General features: G+C 75.7%; 19 protein-coding genes and 1 riboswitch. All 19 genes read right to left on the bottom strand.

Features of this window, described 5'->3' with window-relative positions; translation table 11 throughout:
• Window positions 1–31 precede the first annotated feature (31 nt).
• Entirely contained in the window at window positions 32–295 is a 264-nt protein-coding gene (locus tag KIN34_RS12795; RefSeq protein WP_214351166.1) for a phosphoribosyl-ATP diphosphatase, read from the bottom strand.
• A complete protein-coding gene (gene pnuC / locus KIN34_RS12800; RefSeq protein WP_214351169.1) occupies window positions 282–1028 on the bottom strand; it encodes a nicotinamide riboside transporter PnuC in 747 nt (248 codons plus the stop codon). The genes KIN34_RS12795 and pnuC overlap by 14 nt, the downstream gene beginning before the upstream one ends.
• A complete protein-coding gene (ribH, locus tag KIN34_RS12805) occupies window positions 1025–1519 on the bottom strand; it encodes a 6,7-dimethyl-8-ribityllumazine synthase (RefSeq protein WP_214351172.1) in 495 nt (164 codons plus the stop codon). The genes pnuC and ribH overlap by 4 nt, the downstream gene beginning before the upstream one ends.
• Complete coding sequence (ribA, locus tag KIN34_RS12810) at window positions 1516–2880, bottom strand: GTP cyclohydrolase II (protein ID WP_214351175.1); 1365 nt, start codon at window positions 2878–2880, stop codon at window positions 1516–1518. The genes ribH and ribA overlap by 4 nt, the downstream gene beginning before the upstream one ends.
• The gene (locus tag KIN34_RS12815; RefSeq protein WP_214351177.1) at window positions 2877–3476 is read right to left on the bottom strand and encodes a riboflavin synthase; all 600 of its coding nucleotides are present in this window, start codon (window positions 3474–3476) and stop codon (window positions 2877–2879) included. The genes ribA and KIN34_RS12815 overlap by 4 nt, the downstream gene beginning before the upstream one ends.
• Window positions 3476–4495 (bottom strand): bifunctional diaminohydroxyphosphoribosylaminopyrimidine deaminase/5-amino-6-(5-phosphoribosylamino)uracil reductase RibD, encoded by a 1020-nt coding sequence (ribD, locus tag KIN34_RS12820; protein WP_214352129.1) that lies wholly within the window; start codon window positions 4493–4495, stop codon window positions 3476–3478. Before ribD ends, KIN34_RS12815 begins: the two co-directional genes overlap by 1 nt.
• Window positions 4496–4607: 112 nt before the next feature.
• A riboswitch (FMN riboswitch) is annotated at window positions 4608–4751 on the bottom strand.
• Between the two features lie 83 nt (window positions 4752–4834).
• Window positions 4835–5497 (bottom strand): ribulose-phosphate 3-epimerase, encoded by a 663-nt coding sequence (gene rpe, locus KIN34_RS12825; protein WP_214351180.1) that lies wholly within the window; start codon window positions 5495–5497, stop codon window positions 4835–4837.
• 28 nt (window positions 5498–5525) lie between these two features.
• Complete coding sequence (locus KIN34_RS12830; protein WP_372449541.1) at window positions 5526–7154, bottom strand: RsmB/NOP family class I SAM-dependent RNA methyltransferase; 1629 nt, start codon at window positions 7152–7154, stop codon at window positions 5526–5528.
• Complete coding sequence (locus tag KIN34_RS12835) at window positions 7151–8101, bottom strand: methionyl-tRNA formyltransferase (RefSeq protein ID WP_214351183.1); 951 nt, start codon at window positions 8099–8101, stop codon at window positions 7151–7153. The genes KIN34_RS12830 and KIN34_RS12835 overlap by 4 nt, the downstream gene beginning before the upstream one ends.
• Window positions 8102–8274: 173 nt before the next feature.
• Entirely contained in the window at window positions 8275–10350 is a 2076-nt protein-coding gene (locus KIN34_RS12840) for a primosomal protein N' family DNA-binding protein (protein WP_214351185.1), read from the bottom strand.
• Between the two features lie 82 nt (window positions 10351–10432).
• Complete coding sequence (metK, locus tag KIN34_RS12845; RefSeq protein ID WP_214351188.1) at window positions 10433–11632, bottom strand: methionine adenosyltransferase; 1200 nt, start codon at window positions 11630–11632, stop codon at window positions 10433–10435.
• A 38-nt stretch (window positions 11633–11670) separates the two neighbouring features.
• On the bottom strand, window positions 11671–12951 hold the full coding sequence (locus KIN34_RS12850; RefSeq protein ID WP_214351191.1) for a bifunctional phosphopantothenoylcysteine decarboxylase/phosphopantothenate synthase: 1281 nt from the start codon (window positions 12949–12951) through the stop codon (window positions 11671–11673).
• Between the two features lie 46 nt (window positions 12952–12997).
• Complete coding sequence (rpoZ, locus tag KIN34_RS12855; protein WP_214351195.1) at window positions 12998–13261, bottom strand: DNA-directed RNA polymerase subunit omega; 264 nt, start codon at window positions 13259–13261, stop codon at window positions 12998–13000.
• Window positions 13262–13334: 73 nt separating this feature from the next.
• A complete protein-coding gene (gene gmk / locus KIN34_RS12860; protein WP_214351198.1) occupies window positions 13335–13901 on the bottom strand; it encodes a guanylate kinase in 567 nt (188 codons plus the stop codon).
• Between the two features lie 109 nt (window positions 13902–14010).
• Window positions 14011–14322, bottom strand: coding sequence for an integration host factor, actinobacterial type (mihF, locus tag KIN34_RS12865; protein WP_214351201.1), 312 nt, complete (start codon window positions 14320–14322; stop codon window positions 14011–14013).
• 197 nt (window positions 14323–14519) lie between these two features.
• The gene (pyrF, locus tag KIN34_RS12870) at window positions 14520–15413 is read right to left on the bottom strand and encodes an orotidine-5'-phosphate decarboxylase (protein WP_214351204.1); all 894 of its coding nucleotides are present in this window, start codon (window positions 15411–15413) and stop codon (window positions 14520–14522) included.
• Window positions 15410–18736, bottom strand: a complete 3327-nt coding sequence (gene carB, locus KIN34_RS12875; RefSeq protein ID WP_214351206.1) for a carbamoyl-phosphate synthase large subunit — start codon at window positions 18734–18736, stop codon at window positions 15410–15412. Before carB ends, pyrF begins: the two co-directional genes overlap by 4 nt.
• Before the next feature lie 57 nt (window positions 18737–18793).
• Complete coding sequence (carA, locus tag KIN34_RS12880) at window positions 18794–19972, bottom strand: glutamine-hydrolyzing carbamoyl-phosphate synthase small subunit (protein WP_214351209.1); 1179 nt, start codon at window positions 19970–19972, stop codon at window positions 18794–18796.
• Complete coding sequence (locus tag KIN34_RS12885; RefSeq protein WP_214351212.1) at window positions 19969–20520, bottom strand: PH-like domain-containing protein; 552 nt, start codon at window positions 20518–20520, stop codon at window positions 19969–19971. Before KIN34_RS12885 ends, carA begins: the two co-directional genes overlap by 4 nt.
• Window positions 20521–20527 lie beyond the last annotated feature (7 nt).

The raw sequence follows: 20527 nt of genomic DNA on the forward strand, positions 1-20527 counted from the left end.
GGGGTCGCTCAGGATGAGGGGTGGGGACCGCTCAGAGGTGGGCGTAGACGTCGTCGAGCGTGAGCCCGCGCGCGACCATGAGCACCTGCAGGTGGTAGAGCAGCTGCGAGATCTCCTCGGCCGTCCGCTCGTCACCCTCGTGCTCCGCGGCCATCCAGACCTCGGCCGCCTCCTCGACGATCTTCTTGCCGATCGCGTGCACGCCCGCGTCCAGCTCGGCGACGGTCCCCGAGCCTGCGGGCCGGCTCACCGCCTTCTCGGACAGCTCGGCGAACAGCGCCTCAAACGTCTTCACGTCGGCCAAGACTAGACGCAGCGCCGAGCGCCCCCGTCTCGGGTTCGGCCGCTGGGACGGCAGCGGCGTCCCCGGCAGCCCGCCGGGCGCGCCACCACACCACGAAGCCGTAGCCGACGACGCCGGCGTACACGACGTACAGCACGGCCGACGGGTAGTAGCCGGCCGAGAGCAGCAGCGGGACGCCCACCGCGTCGACCGCGATCCAGATCAGCCAGAACTCGATCCAGCCGCGCGCCATGCCGTACGTCGCCAGCAACGAGCCGGTGAAGATCCAGGCGTCCGCCCACGGCCCCCAGGAGCCGAGCTGCTGGAACACCCAGGCGAAGCCGACCGTGCCGACCACCGCGGTGGTCGCGATGAGGACCCAGCCCCGCGGACCCGCCCACCGCGGCTCGACGGCGGGGGCGTCCGGTACGCCGGCCTCGCGCGCGGCCCGCCGGGTCGCGCTCCACCGCGCCCAGCCGTACACGGACACCACGACGAAGAACACCTGCCGGCCGGCCTGGCCGTACAGGTCGCGGTGCTGCGGGGTGTCGAAGACCGCGCCGAGGAAGACCGTGAACAGCAGGACGTTCCCGACGATGCCCACCGGCCACGCCCAGACCCGGCGACGCAGACCGCCGACCGCGGACGCGAGCCCGAACAGGTTGCCGACGATCTCCCGCCACAGGATCTCGTGGCCCGCGACGGTGACGGTCGCGTCGAACAGCCAGCCCAGCGGTCCGCTCACGCGCGGGGGTCCGCCAGCGCGCCGCGGAGCTCGCGCAGCGCCGTCACGGTCGCGACCGCCGCCTGCGCGGCCTCGTGACCCTTGTCCTCCGACGACCCGGGCAGCCCCGCGCGGTCCAGCGCCTGCTGCTCGTCGTCGCACGTCAGCACGCCGAACCCGACGGGGACGCCGGTGGCGACGCCGACCTCCGTGAGGCCGTTCGTCGCCCCGCTGCACACGTAGTCGAAGTGCGGCGTCCCGCCCCGGACGACCACGCCGAGCGCGACGACCGCGTCCGCGCCCGCCCGCGCCGCCACCGCCGCGGCGACCGGCAGCTCGAACGTGCCCGGCACGCGCACGACGTGCACGTCCTCGACGTGCGCCTCGGCGAGGGCACGCCGGGCGCCGTCGAGCAGGCCGTCCATGACGACCTGGTGCCACGACGCCGCCACGACGACGACCCGAAGGCCGCTCCCGTCGACGGTGAGGGTGGGTGCTCCGGCGCCGCTCATGCGAGGTCCTCCAGGGGGACGTAGGTGTGGTCGGTGGTGTCCGCACCCGGCGTGCCGGCGGCGCGGACGGGTTCGACGCGGACGGGGTCGAGGTGGAGCGCGTGGCCCATCGACGTCGCCTTGGTGCGCAGGTAGGCCTCGTTCTGCGGCGTCCGGCCGACCTCGAGGCCGCGGACCTCCGCCACCTCGACGCCGTGGGCGCGCAGGCCGGCGACCTTGGCCGGGTTGTTGGTCAGCAGGCGCACGCGCGCGACCCCGAGCTCCCGCAGGATCGCCGCCGCCGCGCCGTACTCGCGCCGGTCGGCGGGCCAGCCCAGGTCCAGGTTGGCCTCGACCGTGTCGCGGCCCTCGTCCTGCAGCGCGTAGGCGGCCACCTTGGCCAGCAGGCCGATCCCCCGCCCCTCGTGCCCGCGCAGGTAGACCACCGCCCCGCCCTCGGCGGCCGCGAGCTCGAGCGCCGCGTCGAGCTGGGGTCCGCAGTCGCAGCGGGCGGAGCCGAACGCGTCGCCCGTGAGGCACTCGGAGTGCACGCGGACCACGGGCTCCTCGGCGAGGCCGGCGGTCGGGACCAGCGCGACGTGCTCGTCGCCGGTGCGCAGGTCGCGGAAGCCGTGGATCCGGAAGTCGCCGTGCCGGGTCGGCAGGTACGCGGTGTGCGTGGCGTGCACGCGCGGGCGCCCGGCCACGGGCCTGTCGGTGACGACCTCCGCGTCGTGCTCGCGCCGCCACGCGACCAGGTCGGCGATGGTGAGCAGCACCAGGCCGGCCTCGGCGGCGAGCGCGGCCGCCTGCGGCAGCCGGACCATCGAGCCGTCGTCGTGCACCAGCTCCGCGATCGCGCCCACCGGCTCCAGGCCGGCCAGCCGGCACAGGTCGACGGCGGCCTCCGTGTGCCCCGCCCGGTGCAGGACGCCGCCCGGGACGGCGCGCAGGGGCAGCACGTGCCCGGGCCGGATCAGGTCCCCCGCGCCGCTCGCGGGGTCCGCCAGGACGCGCAGCGTGCGCGCGCGGTCCGCCGCGGAGATCCCCGTGGTCACGCCCGTCGCGGCGTCCACCGTCACCGTGTACGCCGTGCGCCGGGGGTCCTGGCTGTGCGGCACCATGAGCGGCAGGTCGAGCGCGTCGGCGCGCGCCGCGGGCATGGGCGCGCACAGGTAGCCCGAGGAGTGCCGGATCGTCCAGGCCACCCACTCGGGGGTCGCGGACTGCGCGGCCAGGATCACGTCCGCCTCGTTCTCGCGGTCCGGGGAGTCCGCCACCAGGACGGGCCGGCCCGCGCGCAGCGCGTCGAGCGCCTCCGGCACCGTGCCGAGCCGGACGAGCTCCCGCTCCGCGCCGCGCCCCGCGCCCGGGTCGCTCATCGCGGCACCGCCGTGAGCAGCCGTTCGGCGTACTTCGCGAGCACGTCCACCTCCAGGTTGACGGGCGAGCCGACGACGAGGGTGCCGAGCGTGGTGCCGGCGAGCGTCGTCGGGATCAGGGAGACGCCGAACGCCTCGTCGGACACGTGCGTGACGGTGAGCGAGACCCCGCTGACCGCGATCGAGCCCTTCTCCGCCACGTAGCGCGCGAGGGCGGGCGGGACGGCGACCTCGACCTCGTCCCACCGCTCGCCCGGACGCCGCGCCAGCACGGTGCCGACGCCGTCGACGTGGCCCTGGACGACGTGCCCGCCGTACCGTCCGCCGACGGCCAGCGCGCGCTCGAGGTTCACGGGTGCGCCGACGACGAGCGAGCCGAGGGCCGTGCGCCGCAGCGACTCCGGCATCACGTCGGCCGTGAACGTCCCGTCGCCGGGCAGGTCGCTGACCGTGAGGCAGACGCCGTCGACGGCGATGGAGTCGCCCAGGTGCGCGTCGGACGTGACGAGCGGTCCGCGCACCCGCAGCCGTGCGTCCTGGCCGCGGTCCTCGATCGCGACGACCGAGCCCAGCTCCTCGACGATCCCGGTGAACATCAGGCCTCCCGCAGGGGTGTGGCGACGACGAGCACGTCCGGCCCGAGCGGCAGCACGCTGACCGGCTCGAGCCGCACGGCGTCGGCGATCGTGGTGATGCCCAGGTCCGCGAGAGCGGCCGGGCCGGAGCCGAGCAGGACGGGCGCGACGTACGCGTGCACCTCGTCCACGAGCCCGGCGCGGAGGAACGCGGCGGCGAGCGTCGGTCCGCCCTCGACGAGCACGCGGCGCACGCCGCGCGCACGCAGGTCGTCCAGCACGCTCGCCGGGTCGTGCGTCGCCAGCGCGACCAGCTCGCCGCCGGGACCGCGCAGCCGCGCGCCCGCCGGGACCTCGCGCCGGCCGACGACGACGCGCAGCGGCTGGTGCTCGGCGAGCGAGCCGTCGGCCGTGCGGGCCGTCAGCGAGGGGTCGTCGCGCAGCGCGGTGCCCGTGCCGACGACGATCGCGTCGACCTCGGCCCGCAGCTCGTGCGCGTGCCGCCGCGCGACGTCGGAGGTGATCCACCGGCTCGAGCCGTCGGCCGCGGCGACGCGGCCGTCCAGCGAGGTGGCGGTCTTGAGCGTGACGAACGGGCGGTCGCGGCCGACGGTCGGGAGCCACGCACCGAGCACCGTGCGGCCCTCGTCGGCCAGCACGCCGGTCTCGACCACGACGCCCGCGGCCCGCAGCACGGCCGCTCCCCCGGCGGCCACCGGGTTCGGGTCCTCGACCGCGACGACGACGCGTCGCACGCCCGCCGCGAGCAGCGCCTGCGTGCACGCGCCCGTGCGGCCGGTGTGCGCGCACGGCTCGAGCGTCACCACGGCCGTCGCACCGCGCGTGTCCTGCCCGCGCTCCGCCGCGTCCGCCAGCGCCGCGACCTCGGCGTGCGGGGTGCCCGCTCCCCGGTGCCACCCCTCGCCGATCGTCGTCGCGGGGCCGTCGTCGTCCTCGTCGGGACGCAGCAGGACGCAGCCCACGCGCGGGTTCGGGTCGTGCTCGGGCCCGCGGCGCGCGAGCTCGAGGGCGCGGCGCATCGCCGCGCGCTCGTCGGCGCTGGTCACGTCCACCTCCCGGCCTCGGTCGGCTCCGGGGGTGCGCGCAGGAAGGTGCCACGCGTCAACGGCCCGCACCGCACGGTGCGCGCCGCCACGTACTTCCTCCCATCCGGACTTTCACCGTCGGTCCTGGAGTTCCACCAGGTCAACCGCGTGGCCGACGATCGCTCGTCGCCCGCACGGGTCGCGGACTGTCACCGCCGGCTCGGACTTTCACCGACCCCGGAGCACGTGTACTCGACCACGACGAACGCCGCGGTCGCTTCCGATGATGCCACAGCCGCGGCGCACCCCCGACGGGGTGCCCGCGCGTCGGGCTCAGGCCTGGATCGTCGACCCGAGGGTGCGCAGCGCGTCGATCTCGGCCGCGACGTCGTCGGCGCCGTACACCGCGGACCCCGCGACGAACACGTCCGCCCCGGCCTGCGCGACGCGCGCGATCGTCGACCGCGAGATCCCGCCGTCGACCTGCAGCCACGTGCCGGTCCCGGCCTGCGCGATGGCCTGCCGCGTCCGGCGGATCTTCGGCAGCATCCCCTCGATGAACGACTGGCCGCCGAACCCCGGCTCGACCGTCATGACGAGCACCATGTCGAGCTCCGGGAGCAGGTCGAGGAACGGCTCCACGGGCGACGCCGGGCGCAGGCCCACGCCGGCCCGCGCCCCGAGCGACCGCAGCTCGCGCGCCAGCCGCACCGGCGCCTGCGTCGCCTCGGCGTGGAACGTCACCGACGACGCCCCGGCGCGGGCGAACTCCGGCGCCCAGCGGTCGGCGTCCTCGATCATGAGGTGCACGTCCACCGGCACGGGCGAGACCTCGACGATGCGCTGCACGATCGGCAGCCCGAGCGTGAGGTTCGGCACGAAGTGGTTGTCCATCACGTCGACGTGCACCAGGTCGGCGTTCGCGATGCGCTGCAGGTCGCGCTCGAGGTTGACGAAGTCGGCGGACAGGATGCTGGGAGCGATCTTCACGGCCACCCGGTCAGCCTAGCCAGGGGCCGACGCCTCAGCCGAGGCGGCGCAGCAGCGTCAGGTGCATCGCGTCCGTGCCGTGCACGTGCGGCCAGAGCTGCAGGTCCACGCGGTCCCCGACGAGGTCGAGCGGCCCGGCCGCGACGCCGCGGGCGACCGTCCGCGCATCGACCTGCTCGACCGCGAGCCCCGCCTTCGCGGCGACCTTGATCGCGTCACCGACGACCAGCCGCGTCTCCGCCAGGTGCGGGGAGCACGTCACGTACGCGACGACGCCGCCGGGGCGCACCGCCCGCAGCGCCGAGCCCAGCAGCTCGCGCTGCAGCGCGGCGAGCCCGACGAGGTCGGCGGGCGTCCGGCGCCAGCGCGACTCCGGGCGGCGCCGCAGCGCGCCCAGCCCCGTGCACGGCGCGTCCACCATCACGCGGTCGTACGCCGCGGGCTCGTCGTCGCCCACCGTGCGTCCGTCGCCGGTGCGGACGTCCTCGACCGCGTCCGCCGGCACCGCGCGCAGCGCCTGCTCCACCAGGCGCGCGCGGTGCGGCTGCACCTCGTTCGCCACCAGCCGCGCGCCGCGCTGCGCGGCCAGCGCCGCGAGCAGGGCCGCCTTGCCGCCCGGGCCGGCGCACAGGTCGAGCCACCGCTCGTCGGGGCCCTCGAGCGGCGCGGCGGCGAGCGCGAGCGCCACCAGCTGGCTGCCCTCGTCCTGCACCCCCGCCCGGCCGGTGCGGACGGCCTCGAACGCCGCGGGGTCGCCGCCGCCCGGGACCACGGCGACGGGTGAGACCGCGCCCGGCCGCGCCTCGTCCCCCGCCGCGGCCAGCAGGTCGACGGGGTCGACGAGCCCGGGGCGCGCGACGAGCGCGACGAGCGGCGCGGCGTTGTCGGCGTCGAGGAGCGCCTCGACGTCGGCCGCCGCGCGACCGTCCCCGACCAGCGCCTCGCGCAGCGCGCGGACCACCCACTGCGGGTGGCTCTGCGTCGCCGCGAGCCGGACGACCGGGTCCTCGCCGGACGGGTCCGCGGCGTCGCCGACCCGCTCGAGCCACGTCGCGAGCTCGTCGCGGGCGACCGCCCGCAGGACCGCGTTCACGAACTGCGACGCGCCGGTGCCGACGCGCTCGCGGGCGAGCCCGACCGTCTGGGACACCGCCGCGTGCGCGGGCACCCGCATGCCGAGCAGCTGGTGGGTGCCCAGCCGCAGCAGGTCGAGCACCGGCGGGTCGATCTTCCCGACGTCGCGGCCCGCGGCCTGCTCGACGACGGCGTCGTAGCGGCCCCGCAGCCGCAGGGTGCCGTAGGCCAGCTCGGTGGCGAAGCCCGCGTCCCGGCCGCGGATCCCCCGCTCGCGCAGCAGCGGCGGCAGGACCAGGTTCGCGTACGAGTCGCCCTCGTCGACCGCCCGCAGCACGTCGAACGCGACGGCGCGGGCGGGGTCCGCCCCGCGGGCCCGCTGCGACGGCGCCTGCGCCGAGCGCTGCACGCGCCCCTGCGCGCGGGCCGCCCCGCGCTGCCGGCCCCGCTCGTCGCGGCGCTCGTCGGCGACGCGCGGGCGACCGCGGCGGTCCTCGCGGTACCCGCCCTCCTTGCGCACGCCGTCCTCGCGCGGGTCGTCCCTGCGCGCGTCGTCCCTGCGCGCGTCGTCCCGGTCCGCGCCGCTCACGCGTCCGCCCCGAGCACCAGGTCGTCCGCGAGGCGGGCGCCGCGCGCCCAGTCCGCCGCGGCCATGGGCCGCTTCCCGGGCGGGGTCACGTCCCCGAGGCGGACCGCGTGCCCGCCCGTCCCGACGAGCACGTCCCGCTTGCCGACCCGCACGCGCCCGGGCGCGAGGTCGTCGACGTCGGGTGCGGGGGTGACGGGTCCGAGGCCCAGCCGCGAGCCGTCGGGCAACGTGGTCCACGCGCCCGGTGCCGGCGTGCAGCCGCGGATGCGGCGGTCGACCACGTGCGCCGGGAAGGTCCACCGCACGCGGGCGTCCTCGACCTCGACCTTGGGCGCGTGGCTCACGCCGTCGCGGGGCTGCTCGGCGGGGCTCAGGATGCCGTCCTCGATCGCGTCGAGCGTGCGGACCAGCAGCGTCGCCCCGGCGACCGCGAGCCGGTCCAGCAGGTCGCCCGCGGTGTCGCGCGGACGGATCGTCTCGGTGAGCGTGCCGTACACGGGCCCCGTGTCGAGGCCCGCCTCGAGCCGGAACGTCGAGGCGCCCGTGACCTCGTCGCCCGCCATGATCGCGTGCTGCACCGGTGCGGCACCGCGCCAGGCCGGGAGCACCGAGAAGTGCAGGTTGACCCAGCCGTGGGTCGGCGCGGCCAGGAGCGCGGGAGGGACCAGCCCGCCGTACGCCACCACGGGCGCCGCCTCGACCTCGAGCTCGGCGACCAGCCCGGCGACCTGCGCCGCGCCGGCCTCGTCACGCAGGCTCGTCGGCGTCAGCACGGGGATGCCGGCCTCGAGCGCGCGGGCCTTCACCGGGCTCGGTGCGAGCGTGCGGCCGCGGCCCGAGCGCGCGTCGGGCCGGGTGAGGACCGCGACGACGTCGTGCCGGGAGTCGATCAGGGCGTCGAGGCTCGCCAGCGCGGGCGTGGGCGTACCGGCGAACAACAGGCGCATGGCGACGATCCTAGGCGCGCGCCGGGGCCCACCTCTTCGGGCGGCGTCCGTCGCGCGGCCCGCGCCCGACGTCGGGGTGCGCCTCGCCTGTGCCTCGCCCTGTGCCTCGCCCTGCGCCTCGACCTGTGCCTCGCCCTGTGCCTCGCGCCGTGCCTCGCCCGCGCGGTCGAACGTCAGGTCAGGTCGGTGGGGTCGAGCTGGGCGCGCACCGAGCCACCCTCGCGCCGCGCGCTGCGCACCGCCATCGAGGCCGCCACGGCGGAGGCCAGCGCGGCCGCCGCGGCGCGCGGGACGCGGACCACCGCGCGCACGTCGGGCTCGAAGGCCCCCGCGTCGTCCTGCCGGACCACCACGGGTCCCAGCACGTCCTGGCCCGGCACCTCGATGCGGGCGAGCACGGCGTCCACGGCGTCGCGCGGCCCGGTCACCGAGGCGACCCGGACCGCGGGCGGCAGCCCCAGCGCGGCCCGCTCGTCGAGCTCGCGCACCGCCAGGCCGACGGGGTCCCAGCGCACGAGCGCCTGCGACGCGCGCTGCTCCGCGTCGCCCACCAGGAGCACCACTCCCCCGTCCGGGCCCGAGCGGACGAGGGCGGCGGCCGTGAGCCAGCGGCGCAGCGCCTCCGGCAGCAGCCCGAGCGCCGAGCCCGCCGTCGCGACCGCCGCGTCGAGCAGCACCGCGGCGGCGTAGCCACCCGGTACCCACGGTTCCGCGCCGGGCGTCGCGACGACGACCGCGGGCCGGTCCCGCACCTCCGCGACCACCCCCGCCGCCGCCCGCGCCCCCGAGACCACCACGGGGACGCCGGGGAACGCGCGGCCGAGCTCCTCGGCCGTCCGCTCCGAGCCGACGCGGACCGAGCGCAGCGTCGCGCCGCCGCACTCCTCGCAGCGCCAGTCGGTCGCCATCCGGCCGCACCACCCGCACGTGGGCGTGCCGTCGCCGCGGTGGAGCCCCAGCGGCCCGTGGCAGGCCCGGCAGCGGGCAGACGCGCGGCACCGCCCGCACGCCACCGCGGGCACGTAGCCGGCGCGCGGGACCTGGACCAGCACGGGGCCGTCGGCCAGCCGGTCGCGGATCGCGCGCCACGCGGGCGTGGGCAGCCGTGCCGCCGCCGCCGGTCCCTCGCGCGCCAGCTCCACCGAGGTCAGCGCCTGCACGCGCGGGACCCGGGCGCGCAGCTGCGGCCGGTCCGCGCTCACGTCGTGCGCCCAGCCCGCCGCGACCAGCGCCTGCGCCTCCACCGTGCGGCCGTGCGCGCCGACCAGCAGCGCGGCACCCTGCAGCTCCGAGCGCAGCGCCAGCACCTCTCGCACGTGCGGGTACGGCGCGCGCGGCTCGGCGTGCAGCGAGTCCCCGTCGTCCCAGCACACCGCGAGGCCCAGGTCCCGCACCGGGGCGAGGGCGGCACCGCGGGTCCCCACGACGACGTCCGCGCGCCCGCGCGCCGCCGCGAGGAAGGCGCGGTACCGCGGGCTGGGGCCGTCCTCCGCGGTGAGCCGCACCGCACCGCCGCGCACGCCCGGCGTCCAGCGCGGGACCCCGGCGGCCTCGAGCGCGGCCAGCACGCGCTCGACGTCCCGGTGGTCCGGCACGACGACCAGCGCCCCGCGCCCGCCGAGCACGCACGCCGCCACCGCCTGCGCGACCGCATCGGTCCACCGCCGGCCCGCCGGTCCGGGCAGCGCCGTCCAGACCGCGCGCGGCGCCCCGCCGCCCGTGACGTGCTGCACGAAGGCCGGGCCACCGCGGTAGTCGGCCCACGCCGTCGCGTCGGTGCGCGGCGGTGGCACCTGCTCGTCGTCCGCCACCGGCTCGGCCTCGACCCGGGCGTGCCGTGGCGGCACCGCGAGGCGCAGCACGTCCGCCAGCGTCCCGGCCCACCGGTCGGCCACCGCGCGCGCGACGCGAGCGACCTCCGGCGTGAGCACCTGCTCCGCGGACACCACGCGCCGCAGGGGCGCCAGCGCGCCGTCGTGCTCCGCCTCGGCGACCCGCTCGAGCAGCCAGCCGTCGACGTCCTGGCCCCCGAAGCGGACCTTCACGCGTGTGCCGGGCAGCGCGTCCTCGGCGAGGGCCGCGGGCACCGCGTACTCGAAGGCGCGGTCCAGGTGCTGCGGCGGGAGGTCGATGCAGACCCGGGCGACGGGCAGCGACGCCGCGAGCTCGACGCCCGACGTCCGTGACCGGCGCCGGGCACGCGGCGCGGGCACGCCCTCGAGCGTCAGCTGCTCCGCGGTCACGTCCACGCGCTCATCTCACCACCGGGTGCCCACGTCCCGGGCCGTGTCCGGCCCCGCGACGACGCCGGGGCGCCCGTCCGGGTGACGGTCAGCGGACCGCCGCGCGCAGCGCGTCGACGCGGTCCGTGCGCTCCCACGTGAACTCCGGCAGCTCGCGGCCGAAGTGCCCGTACGCCGCCGTGCGGCGGTAGATCGGCCGCTGCAGGTCGAGCGTGCGGATGATCGCGGCGGGGCGCAGGTCGAAGACCGCGCGGATCGCGTCGGTGAGCTGCTCGTCGGACACCGTGCCGGTGCCGAACGTCTCGACGTACAGCCCGACCGGGTGGGCCTTCCCGATCGCGTAGGCGACCTGCACCTCGCACCGGCGCGCGAGCCCGGCCGCGACGACGTTCTTGGCGACCCACCGGGTCGCGTAGGCGGCCGAGCGGTCGACCTTCGACGGGTCCTTGCCCGAGAACGCACCGCCGCCGTGCCGGGCGTACCCGCCGTAGGTGTCGACGATGACCTTGCGGCCCGTGAGACCGGCGTCGCCCTGCGGGCCGCCGACGATGAACTGGCCCGTCGGGTTCACGTACAGGTCGTACGACGAGGTGTCGAGGTCGACCTCGGCGAGCACCGGCTCGATGACGTGCCGCAGGATCGCCGGGCGCAGCCCGGTCTCGAGCTGGACGTCCGGCTCGTGCTGCGTCGAGAGCACCAGCGCGTCGAGCGCGACCGGACGGTCGCCCTCGTAGCGCACCGTGACCTGGGTCTTGCCGTCGGGCCGCAGCCCCGGGACCTCGCCCGTCCGCCGCACCGCCGCCAGCCGCTCCGCGAGCCGGTGCGCCACCCAGATCGGCAGCGGCATCAGCGACGGCGTCTCGTCGGACGCGTAGCCGAACATCAGCCCCTGGTCGCCGGCACCCTGCGCGTCGAGCTCGTCGTGGTCCTCGGTGTCCTCGCGCAGCTCGAGGGACTTGTCGACCCCCATCGCGATGTCCGGCGACTGCTGGCCGATCGAGACCGACACGCCGCACGACTCGCCGTCGAAACCGATGTGGGAGGAGGTGTACCCGATCTCCCGGACCACCTGCCGCACGATCGCCGGGATCTCGACGTACGCCTCGGTCGACACCTCGCCCGCCACGTGCACGAGGCCCGTGGTGACCATGGTCTCGACCGCGACGCGCGCGCTCGGGTCCTGCTCGATGATCGCGTCGAGGATCGCGTCCGAGATCTGGTCGCAGATCTTGTCCGGGTGCCCCTCCGTCACCGACTCGGACGTGAACAGGCGCATGGCGGAGGTCATGCGCCCAGGGTAGTCGCGCGCGAGGACAGCCCCGTGCGTCAGACCAGCGGCCGGACGGCGTCCCACACGGCGTGCGCGACGTCCCGCTTGGACCCCCGGGCGGTCGCGACCGGGCGCCCCTCGGCGTCCAGGACGGTCACCTCGTTGTCCGGCGTGCCGAACCCGAGCCCCTCGCCCACCGCGTTCACGACGAGCAGGTCGGCGCCCTTGCGCAGCGCCTTCGCGCGTCCGTGCTCCAGCACCGTGCCGCGCTCGTCGCCGGTCTCCGCGGCGAAGCCGACCACGACCTGCCCGGCGCGGAGCCGGTCCCGGGCGAGCTCGGCCAGGACGTCGACGGTCTCGACGAGCTCGATGGTCGGCACCGCGCCGTCGGCGGTCTTCTTGATCTTGGCCCCGGACGGGTTCACGGGACGGAAGTCGGCGACCGCGGCGGCCATCACGACGACGTCGGCGTCCTTGGCCGCGGCGCGCACGGCGTCCCGCAGCTGCGCCGCGGTCTCGACCGGGACCAGGTCCGCGCCGGGCGGAGCGGGCACCGCGAGGTTCGCGCCGACGAGCGTCACGCGCGCGCCCCGCTCGAGCGCTGCCTCGGCGATCGCGACGCCCTGGCGGCCCGACGACCGGTTGCCCAGGAACCGCACGGGGTCGAGCGGCTCGCGCGTCCCGCCCGCGGACACCACCACGTGGCGGCCGACGAGGTCGCGCTCATCGCCCGCGTCGGAGCCCGTCGCGTCGGCGCCGGAGCCCGTCGCGTCGGCGCCGGAGCCCGTCGCGTCGGCGCCGGAGGCCGGCGCCGGCTCGACGAGAGCCAGCGCCGCGGCGGCGATCTCCTCGGGCTCGGGCAGCCGCCCCGGACCGGTGTCGGCGCCGGTGAGCCGGCCCGACGCGGGATCGAGCACGTGCACGCCCCGGGCGCGCAGGGTCGCCACGTTCGCGACGGTCGCGGGATGCTGCCACATCTCGGTGTGCATCGCCGGCGCGAGCAGCACCGGCGCCCGGGTGACCAGGAGCGTGGCGGTCAGCAGGTCGTCCGCCTGCCCGCCCGCGGCGCGCGCGAGCAGGTCCGCGGTCGCCGGTGCGACGACGACCAGGTCCGCCTGCTGGCCCACGGCCACGTGCGCGACCTGCTCGACGTCCTCGAAGACGTCGGAGGTCACGCGCTGCCCGGACAGGGCCTCCCAGGTGGGCCGCCCGACGAACTCGAGCGCGGCACGCGTCGGGACGACGCGCACCTCGTGGCCCGCCTCACGCAGCAGGCGCAGCAGCAGCACCGCCTTGTACGCGGCGATGCCGCCGGTGACCCCCAGGACGATGCGCATGCGCGTGCTCGCCGGAGCTCTCGGTCGACTGCCGGACGCCGAGGGCTCAGCCCTCGGTGGCCTCGGAGGTCAGCAGACCGCGGTCGATCTCCCGCATGGCGATCGACAGGGGCTTCTCCTGCGGACGGGTCTCGACGAGCGGGCCGACGTACTCGAGCAGGCCCTCGTTGAGCTGGGCGTAGTACGCATTGATCTGGCGCGCACGCTTGGCCGAGTACAGCACCAGGGCGTACTTCGAGTCGGCGCGCTCGAGGAGCTGGTCGATGGGCGGGTCGGTGATGCCCGTGGGGGCGGCGACGGTTCCGGACACGGAGAGACTCCCGGAGATGAGGGGTGGTGAGCTTCGGACTGCCGGCCAGTCTACCCGCGCGGCACCGGTCGGTTCACAGCGCGACGACGCCCATGACGCGCACGAGCTCGTCGGTCGCCCGGTGCACGTCGTCGTTCACGATCACGTGGTCGAACTCCGGCTCCGCGGCGAGCTCGACGCGCGCGGTCGCCAGGCGCCGCTCACGCTCCTCCGCGTCCTCGGTCCCGCGCCCGACGAGGCGGCGCACCAGCTCGTCGAACGACGGCGGGGCGAGGAAGACGAAGTGCGCGTCCGGCATCGTCTCGCGCACCTGCCGCGCACCCTGCAGGTCGATCTCCAGCAGCGCGTGCTGCCCGGCGGCGAGCCGCTGCTCGACCGGCCCGCGCGGCGTGCCGTACCGGTTCCGGCCGTGGACCACGGCCCACTCGAGCAGCTCGCCGGCCGCGACCAGCCGGTCGAACTCGTCGGAGGACACGAAGTGGTAGTGCACGCCGTCCACCTCGCCCGGCCGCGGTGCCCGCGTCGTCGCGGAGACCGAGAGCCAGACCTGGGGATAGCGCGCGCGCACGTCGGCGGACACGGTGCCCTTGCCGACGGCGGTCGGACCGGCGAGAACGGTGAGCCGGGCTGGCGTCGTCATGGCGGGGTGGAGCTCCTCGGCGGTCCGCGGTCGATCGGGTGGACGCTGCGCCGCACGAACCCCGGTCCACGTGCCCGGGGACCCGGCGACGGCGCAGCGTGACCCTATCTCAGCCGAACTGCTTGACGAGCTCTGCGACCTGGTGCGGCCCGAGCCCGCGGACGCGCCGCGTCTCCGAGATGCCGATGTCCGCCATGATCGCCCGCGCCTTCACCTTGCCGACCTTCGGCAGCGACTCGAGCAGCGAGACGACCTTGAGCTTGCCGATCGTCTCGTCCTGCTGCCCCTGGGCGATCACGTCCGAGAGCTTGGCCTGCGAGTACTTGAGGCGGTTCTTCACCTCGGCACGGGCCTGCCGGGCGGCAGCGGCCTTCTGCAGCGCTGCAGCGCGCTGTTCGGGAGTCAGCGGAGGGAGTGCCACGCGCGTCACCTTCTCATCCAGCTTCGTCGTCCAGCTTCGTCGTCCGGTGCGGACCGAACGGTCGGCCGCAGGCTTGCGGGCCGTATCAGTGAACCTAGCGACCACCCCACGCCCCGGCAACGCGGACGCGCGTTCACCTGCGCACACGTACCCGCCGACCGCGTCGGCGGGTACGTGCCGTCAGGACGGCGCCGCCGTCAGGAGAGCGCCGCGGCGGCGTCCTGCGCCGCGAGCAGCGCGGCCGCGCGCAGGGACGCGACGTCCGGCCCGGCCCGCAGCACGCCGCGCGACGACGACGCGAGCACCTGGTGCCGCGCGCTGCCGAAGACGGCCGCGAGCTCGGCAGGCCCGGCGCCCTGGGCGCCGACCCCCGGGGCGAGCAGCGGGCCGTTGACGGACGTCAGGTCGGTCCCGGTCCGCTCGGCCGCGTCACCGACGGTCGCGCCGACGACGAGGCCGACGGAGCCCAGCGGCTGCGCGCCGGCGTTGAGCGCGGCGGCCCGGGACGCCATGAGCGCCGCGACGGTCGGCCCCGCCTCGCCGTCGGCGTCGGTGCGCGCGTGCTGCACCTCGTGCCCCTCCTTGTTCGAGGTGAGGCAGAGCACGAACAGGCCGCGGCCCGACGAGAGCGCGAGGTCCACGGCGGGGTCGAGCGAGCCGAAGCCGAGGTACGGCGAGACCGTGAGCGCGTCGCCCGCGAGCGGCGAGCCGTCCCGCAGGAACGCCTCGGCGTAGGCGCTCATGGTCGAGCCGATGTCGCCGCGCTTGGCGTCCACGACGACGAGCGTGCCCGTCTCGCGGCCGGCGGCGACCACCTCCTCGAGCACGGCGACGCCGGCCGAGCCGTGCCGCTCGAAGAACGCCGCCTGCGGCTTCACCGCCGCGACCAGCCCGCCGACCGCCTCCATGACGGTCAGCGAGAACCGGCGCAGCCCCGCGGCGTCGTCGGGCAGCCCCCACGCGTCCAGCAGGCTCGCGTGGGGGTCGATGCCGACGCACAGCGGCCCGTGCGCGGCCATCGCGGCCGCGAGGCGCGCCCCGAAGGGCTCCCTCGTCGGGCCCGCGCCACCCGGCGTGCTGGTCCCGCTCACGCCGAGGCCGCCGTCCGTCGGGCGGCCGTCTCGAGCTCGTGCTCCTGCAGGCTCGTCACCGCGTACGGCCCGGCCTGGGCCGCCTCGATCGCCTGGACGGCCGCGCCGAGCTGCTGCACGGTGGTCACGAGCGCCTTGTCCGCCGCGACGCTCGCCGCCCGGATCTCGTAGCCGTCGGCGCGCGCCCCCTGACCGGACGGGGTGTTGACGATCATGTCGACCTCGCCCGCGACGATCAGGTCGACGATCGTCGGCTCACCCTGCGGACCGCGGCCGGCCGAGTTCTTGCGCACGACCGTCGAGCGGATGCCGTTGCGCCGCAGCACCGTCGAGGTGCCCTCGGTCGCGAGCACCTCGAAGCCGAGCTCGGTGAGCCGCTTCACCGGGAAGACGATCGAGCGCTTGTCCCGGTCCGCGACCGAGATGAAGACCTTGCCCGTCGTCGGCAGTCCGCCGAACGCCGCGTCCTGGGACTTGGCGAACGCCGTCGGGAAGTCGGCGTCGAAGCCCATGACCTCGCCGGTCGAGCGCATCTCCGGACCCAGCACCGTGTCGACGACGTGACCCTCGGCGGTGCGGAACCGCTTGAAGGGCAGCACGGCCTCCTTGACCGCGATCGGGGCGTCGAGGTCCAGCACCGACGCGTCGTCGGCGGGCAGCAGCCCCTCCGCGCGCAGCTGCGCGATCGACTTGCCGACCATGACGTGCGCCGCGGCCTTGGCGAGGGAGACGCCCGTGGCCTTGGACACGAACGGGACGGTGCGCGAGGCGCGGGGGTTCGCCTCGAGGACGTAGAGCACGTCGGACACCAGCGCGAACTGGATGTTGAGCAGGCCGCGCACGCCCACGCCGCGCGCGATCGCCTCGGTCGACAGGCGGATGCGCTCGAGCTCGGCGAGCGAGAGCGTCACCGGCGGGAGCACGCACGCCGAGTCGCCGGAGTGGATGCCGGCCTCCTCGATGTGCTCCATGACGCCGCCCAGGAAGAGCTCCTCGCCGTCGAACAGCGCGTCGACGTCGATCTCGATCGCGTCGTCGAGGAACCGGTCGATCAGCAGCGGGGACAGCGTGCCCGCCTTGCCGCCGTCCGCGGCGTTCTCCAGCGCGCGCTCGACGTACTCGGTGAGCTGGGCCTCGTCGTAGACGATCTCCATGCCGCGGCCGCCCAGGACGTACGACGGGCGCACCAGGACCGGGAACCCGATCCGGCGCGCGGTGTCGCGGGCGCCCGCCAGCGTCGTCGCGGTGCCGAAAGCCGGGGCGGGCAGCCCCGCCGCCTCGAGCACCTTGCCGAACTCGCCGCGGTCCTCCGCGGCGTCGATCGCCGCCGGCGAGGTGCCCAGGATCGGCAGCCCGGCGTCCTGCAGCCGCTGCGCGAGCGCGAGCGGCGTCTGGCCGCCGAGCGTGACGATCACGCCGGCGACCGGACCAGCCGCGAGCTCGGCGGCGTAGACCTCGAGCACGTCCTCGAACGTGAGCGGCTCGAAGTACAGGCGGTCGGACGTGTCGTAGTCCGTCGACACCGTCTCGGGGTTGCAGTTGACCATCACGGTCTCGTACTCGCCCTTGAGCGTCAGCGCGGCGTGCACGCACGAGTAGTCGAACTCGATGCCCTGGCCGATGCGGTTGGGGCCCGAGCCGAGGATGAGGATGGCCGGACGCTCGCGCGGGGCCACCTCGGTCTCCTCGTCGTACGACGAGTAGTGGTACGGGGTGAGGGCCGCGAACTCGGCCGCGCAGGTGTCGACCGTCTTGTAGACCGGACGCAGGCCGATCGCGTGCCGCGCCCCGCGCACCGCGTCCTCCGTCGTGCCGCGCAGCTGGGCGATCTGCGCGTCCGACAGGCCGTGCCGCTTGGCGTGCGCGAGCACGTCGCGCGTGAGCGCCGGTGCGGTGCGGGTCGCCTCCGCGACCTCGTTGATCAGCACGACCTGGTCGAGGAACCACGGGTCGATCCCCGTGCGCTCGTACACCGTCTCGATGCCGACGCCGGCGCGCAGGACCTGCTGGACGTCGATCAGCCGGCCCTCGGTGGGCCGGGCGATCGACTCGACGAGCGCGTCGAGCGCGTCGCCCGAGGCGGCCTCGCCCGCCCAGTGGAAGACCGAGCCCTTCTTGTCGATCGACCGCATCGCCTTGCCGAGCGCCTCGGTGAAGTTGCGGCCCAGCGCCATCGCCTCGCCCACCGACTTCATGGTGGTGGTGAGCGTCGGGTCGGCGGCCGGGAACTTCTCGAACGCGAACCGCGGCACCTTCACGACGACGTAGTCGAGCGTCGGCTCGAAGCTCGCGGGCGTCGAGCCCGTGATGTCGTTGGGGATCTCGTCGAGCGTGTAGCCCACCGCGAGCTTCGCGGCGATCTTCGCGATCGGGAAGCCCGTCGCCTTCGAGGCGAGGGCCGACGAGCGGGACACGCGCGGGTTCATCTCGATCACCACGACGCGGCCCGTGGTCGGCTCGACCGCGAACTGGATGTTGCAGCCGCCCGTGTCGACGCCGACCTCGCGGATCACCGCGATGCCGATGTCCCGCAGCTTCTGGTACTCGCGGTCCGTGAGCGTCAGGGCCGGGGCGACCGTGACCGAGTCGCCGGTGTGGACGCCGACGGCGTCGACGTTCTCGATCGAGCAGACCACCACGACGTTGTCGTGCTTGTCCCGCATGAGCTCGAGCTCGTACTCCTTCCAGCCGAGGATCGACTCCTCGAGGAGCACCTCGGTGGTCGGCGAGTAGTGCAGGCCCTGGCCGACGATGCGGCGCAGGTCGGCCTCGTCGTACGCGATGCCCGAGCCCAGGCCGCCCATGGTGAACGACGGCCGCACGACCACCGGGTAGCCCAGGTCCTCGACCGCGGCGAGCGCGTCGTCGATCGTGTGCACGATCGCGGAGCGCGCCGACTCCCCGCCGCAGACCTCCACGACCTGCTTGAACTGCTCGCGGTCCTCACCCTTCTGGATCGCGGGGATGTTCGCGCCGATCAGCTCGACGTCGTACTGCTCGAGGACGCCGGCCTCGTCGAGCGCGATCGCGGCGTTGAGCGCGGTCTGCCCGCCCAGCGTCGGCAGGATCGCGTCAGGGCGCTCCTTGGCGATGATCGAGGTCAGCACCTCGGTCGTGATCGGCTCGACGTAGGTGGCGTCGGCGAACTCCGGGTCGGTCATGATCGTGGCCGGGTTGGAGTTCACGAGGACGACCCGCAGGCCCTCCTCCTTGAGCACGCGGCACGCCTGCGTGCCGGAGTAGTCGAACTCGCAGGCCTGGCCGATGACGATCGGCCCGGAGCCGATGACCAGGACGCTGGAGATGTCGGTACGGCGAGGCATCAGGCGGCGCCCTTCTGGTCGGTCATGAGGTCGAGGAAGCGGTCGAACTCGGAGGGCCTACGCATCGTGAGCCGCCTTCGAGTCGGTCATGAGGTCGAGGAAGCGGTCGAACAGGTAGGCGGCGTCGTGCGGGCCGGCCGCGGCCTCCGGGTGGTACTGCACCGAGAAGGCGGGCAGGTCGAGCGCCTCGAGGCCCTCGACGACGTCGTCGTTCAGGTCGACGTGGCTCACCACGACGCGGCCGTAGCGACCGCCGTCGTACGGGGCGGTGGACTCGCCCTCGAGCGGTGCGTCCACCGCGAAGCCGTGGTTGTGCGCGGTGATCTCGACCTTGCCGGTCTTGCGGTCGATCACCGGCTGGTTCACCCCGCGGTGCCCGTAGCCCAGCTTGTAGGTGCCGTAGCCGAGCGCACGGCCCAGGAGCTGGTTGCCGTAGCAGATGCCGAAGAACGGGATCCGGCGGTCCAGCACGGCGCGCAGCAGCTCGATCTCGTGCGTCGCGGCCGACGGGTCGCCCGGGCCGTTGGAGAAGAAGACGCCGTCCGGCTCGGTCGCGAGCACGTCCTCGATGGTCGCCGACGACGGCAGCACGTGGACCCGCACGCCGCGCTGCGCCAGGCGCTGCGGGGTCATGGCCTTGATGCCGAGGTCGATCGCGGCGACGACCGCGCGCGGCCGGTCCAGCGGCGCACCGGACTCGTCGAGCGCGTCGACCACGTAGGGCTCGCTCGTCGTGACCTCGCCCGCCAGGTCGGCCCCGGCCATCGCGGGCGCGGCCAGCACCTCCTCCACGAGCTCGGAGTCGGTGCGGTCCCCCAGCGCGTCGCCGGAGAAGATCCCGGCGCGCATGACGCCGCGCTCGCGCAGGTGCCGCGTCAGGGCCCGGGTGTCCAGGCCCGCGATGCCGACGACGCCCTGCGCCGTCAGCTCGTCGTCCAGCGTGCGCGCCGAGCGCCAGTTCGAGGGCATGCGTGCGGGGTCCCGCACGACGTAGCCGGCGACCCAGATGCGGCCGGACTCGGGGTCCTCGTCGTTGACGCCCGTGTTGCCGATGTGCGGCGCGGTCATCACGACGATCTGGCGGTGGTAGCTCGGGTCCGTGAGCGTCTCCTGGTAGCCGGTCATGCCGGTGTTGAAGACGATCTCGCCGAGCGTCGTGCCGGTGGCGCCGTAGGCCTGCCCGGCGAAGCTCCGACCGTCCTCGAGGACGAGCCGGGCGGGTGCGGTGTCGGTCATGGCTTCTCCTGTGTGCCGCGCGGGGCGGCGGTCTGCGACGAAGAGGGGCTGGTGAGGGCGGCGACCGCGGCCACGAGGGCGTCGCGGTCGGCCGCGTGGCGGGGCAGGAGCCCGGTGTCGAGGGCGGCCTCGGGCGCGTGCTCGTCGGACGGGTGCGGCGCGGGCGGGGCCCACCTCAGGAGGACCAGGCCGTCGCGGCCCACGACCTTGCCCGCGATGGCGGGCGCGGCCTCGGCGCCGCGGAGCGCCGCGGCCGGCACGAACAGGTCCCGCGCGCCCGTGCGGCGCACGACGACGCCGCTCGCGTGCACGCTCACCGTGGCCGGGCTGCGGACGCCCAGGTCGTGCGCCACCACCCGGTCGAGCCAGTCGCCCGCGCTCGTGGTCGAGACGTACACGGCCTCGACGGGCCCGACGAGCGCCGGACCCGGGTCCGCCGGCACGTCCGGCACCGTGGGCACGGCGGCCTCGGTCCGTCGTCGTCGGGCCTCCCAGCCCCGGCGCATGCCCCACCACGCGAGCAGCAGGACGGCCAGCAGGGCCAGCACCGTCACT

The sequence above is a fragment of the Cellulomonas fulva genome, assembly GCF_018531375.1.
GTDB lineage: Bacteria > Actinomycetota > Actinomycetes > Actinomycetales > Cellulomonadaceae > Cellulomonas > Cellulomonas fulva.

Bases quoted from the DNA above. Each gene is read 5' to 3' on its own strand.
- KIN34_RS12815 (WP_214351177.1), bottom strand. From the start codon at position 3,476: ATGTTCACCGGGATCGTCGAGGAGCTGGGCTCGGTCGTCGCGATCGAG.
- KIN34_RS12835 (WP_214351183.1), bottom strand. From the start codon at position 8,101: ATGCGCCTGTTGTTCGCCGGTACGCCCACGCCCGCGCTGGCGAGCCTC.
- KIN34_RS12850 (WP_214351191.1), bottom strand. From the start codon at position 12,951: ATGCGCATCGTCCTGGGGGTCACCGGCGGCATCGCCGCGTACAAGGCG.
- metK (WP_214351188.1), bottom strand. From the start codon at position 11,632: ATGACCTCCGCCATGCGCCTGTTCACGTCCGAGTCGGTGACGGAGGGG.
- gmk (WP_214351198.1), bottom strand. From the start codon at position 13,901: ATGACGACGCCAGCCCGGCTCACCGTTCTCGCCGGTCCGACCGCCGTC.
- ribA (WP_214351175.1), bottom strand. From the start codon at position 2,880: ATGAGCGACCCGGGCGCGGGGCGCGGCGCGGAGCGGGAGCTCGTCCGG.
- carA (WP_214351209.1), bottom strand. From the start codon at position 19,972: ATGACCGACACCGCACCCGCCCGGCTCGTCCTCGAGGACGGTCGGAGC.
- ribH (WP_214351172.1), bottom strand. From the start codon at position 1,519: ATGAGCGGCGCCGGAGCACCCACCCTCACCGTCGACGGGAGCGGCCTT.
- ribD (WP_214352129.1), bottom strand. From the start codon at position 4,495: ATGCGCCGCGCCCTCGAGCTCGCGCGCCGCGGGCCCGAGCACGACCCG.
- carB (WP_214351206.1), bottom strand. From the start codon at position 18,736: ATGCCTCGCCGTACCGACATCTCCAGCGTCCTGGTCATCGGCTCCGGG.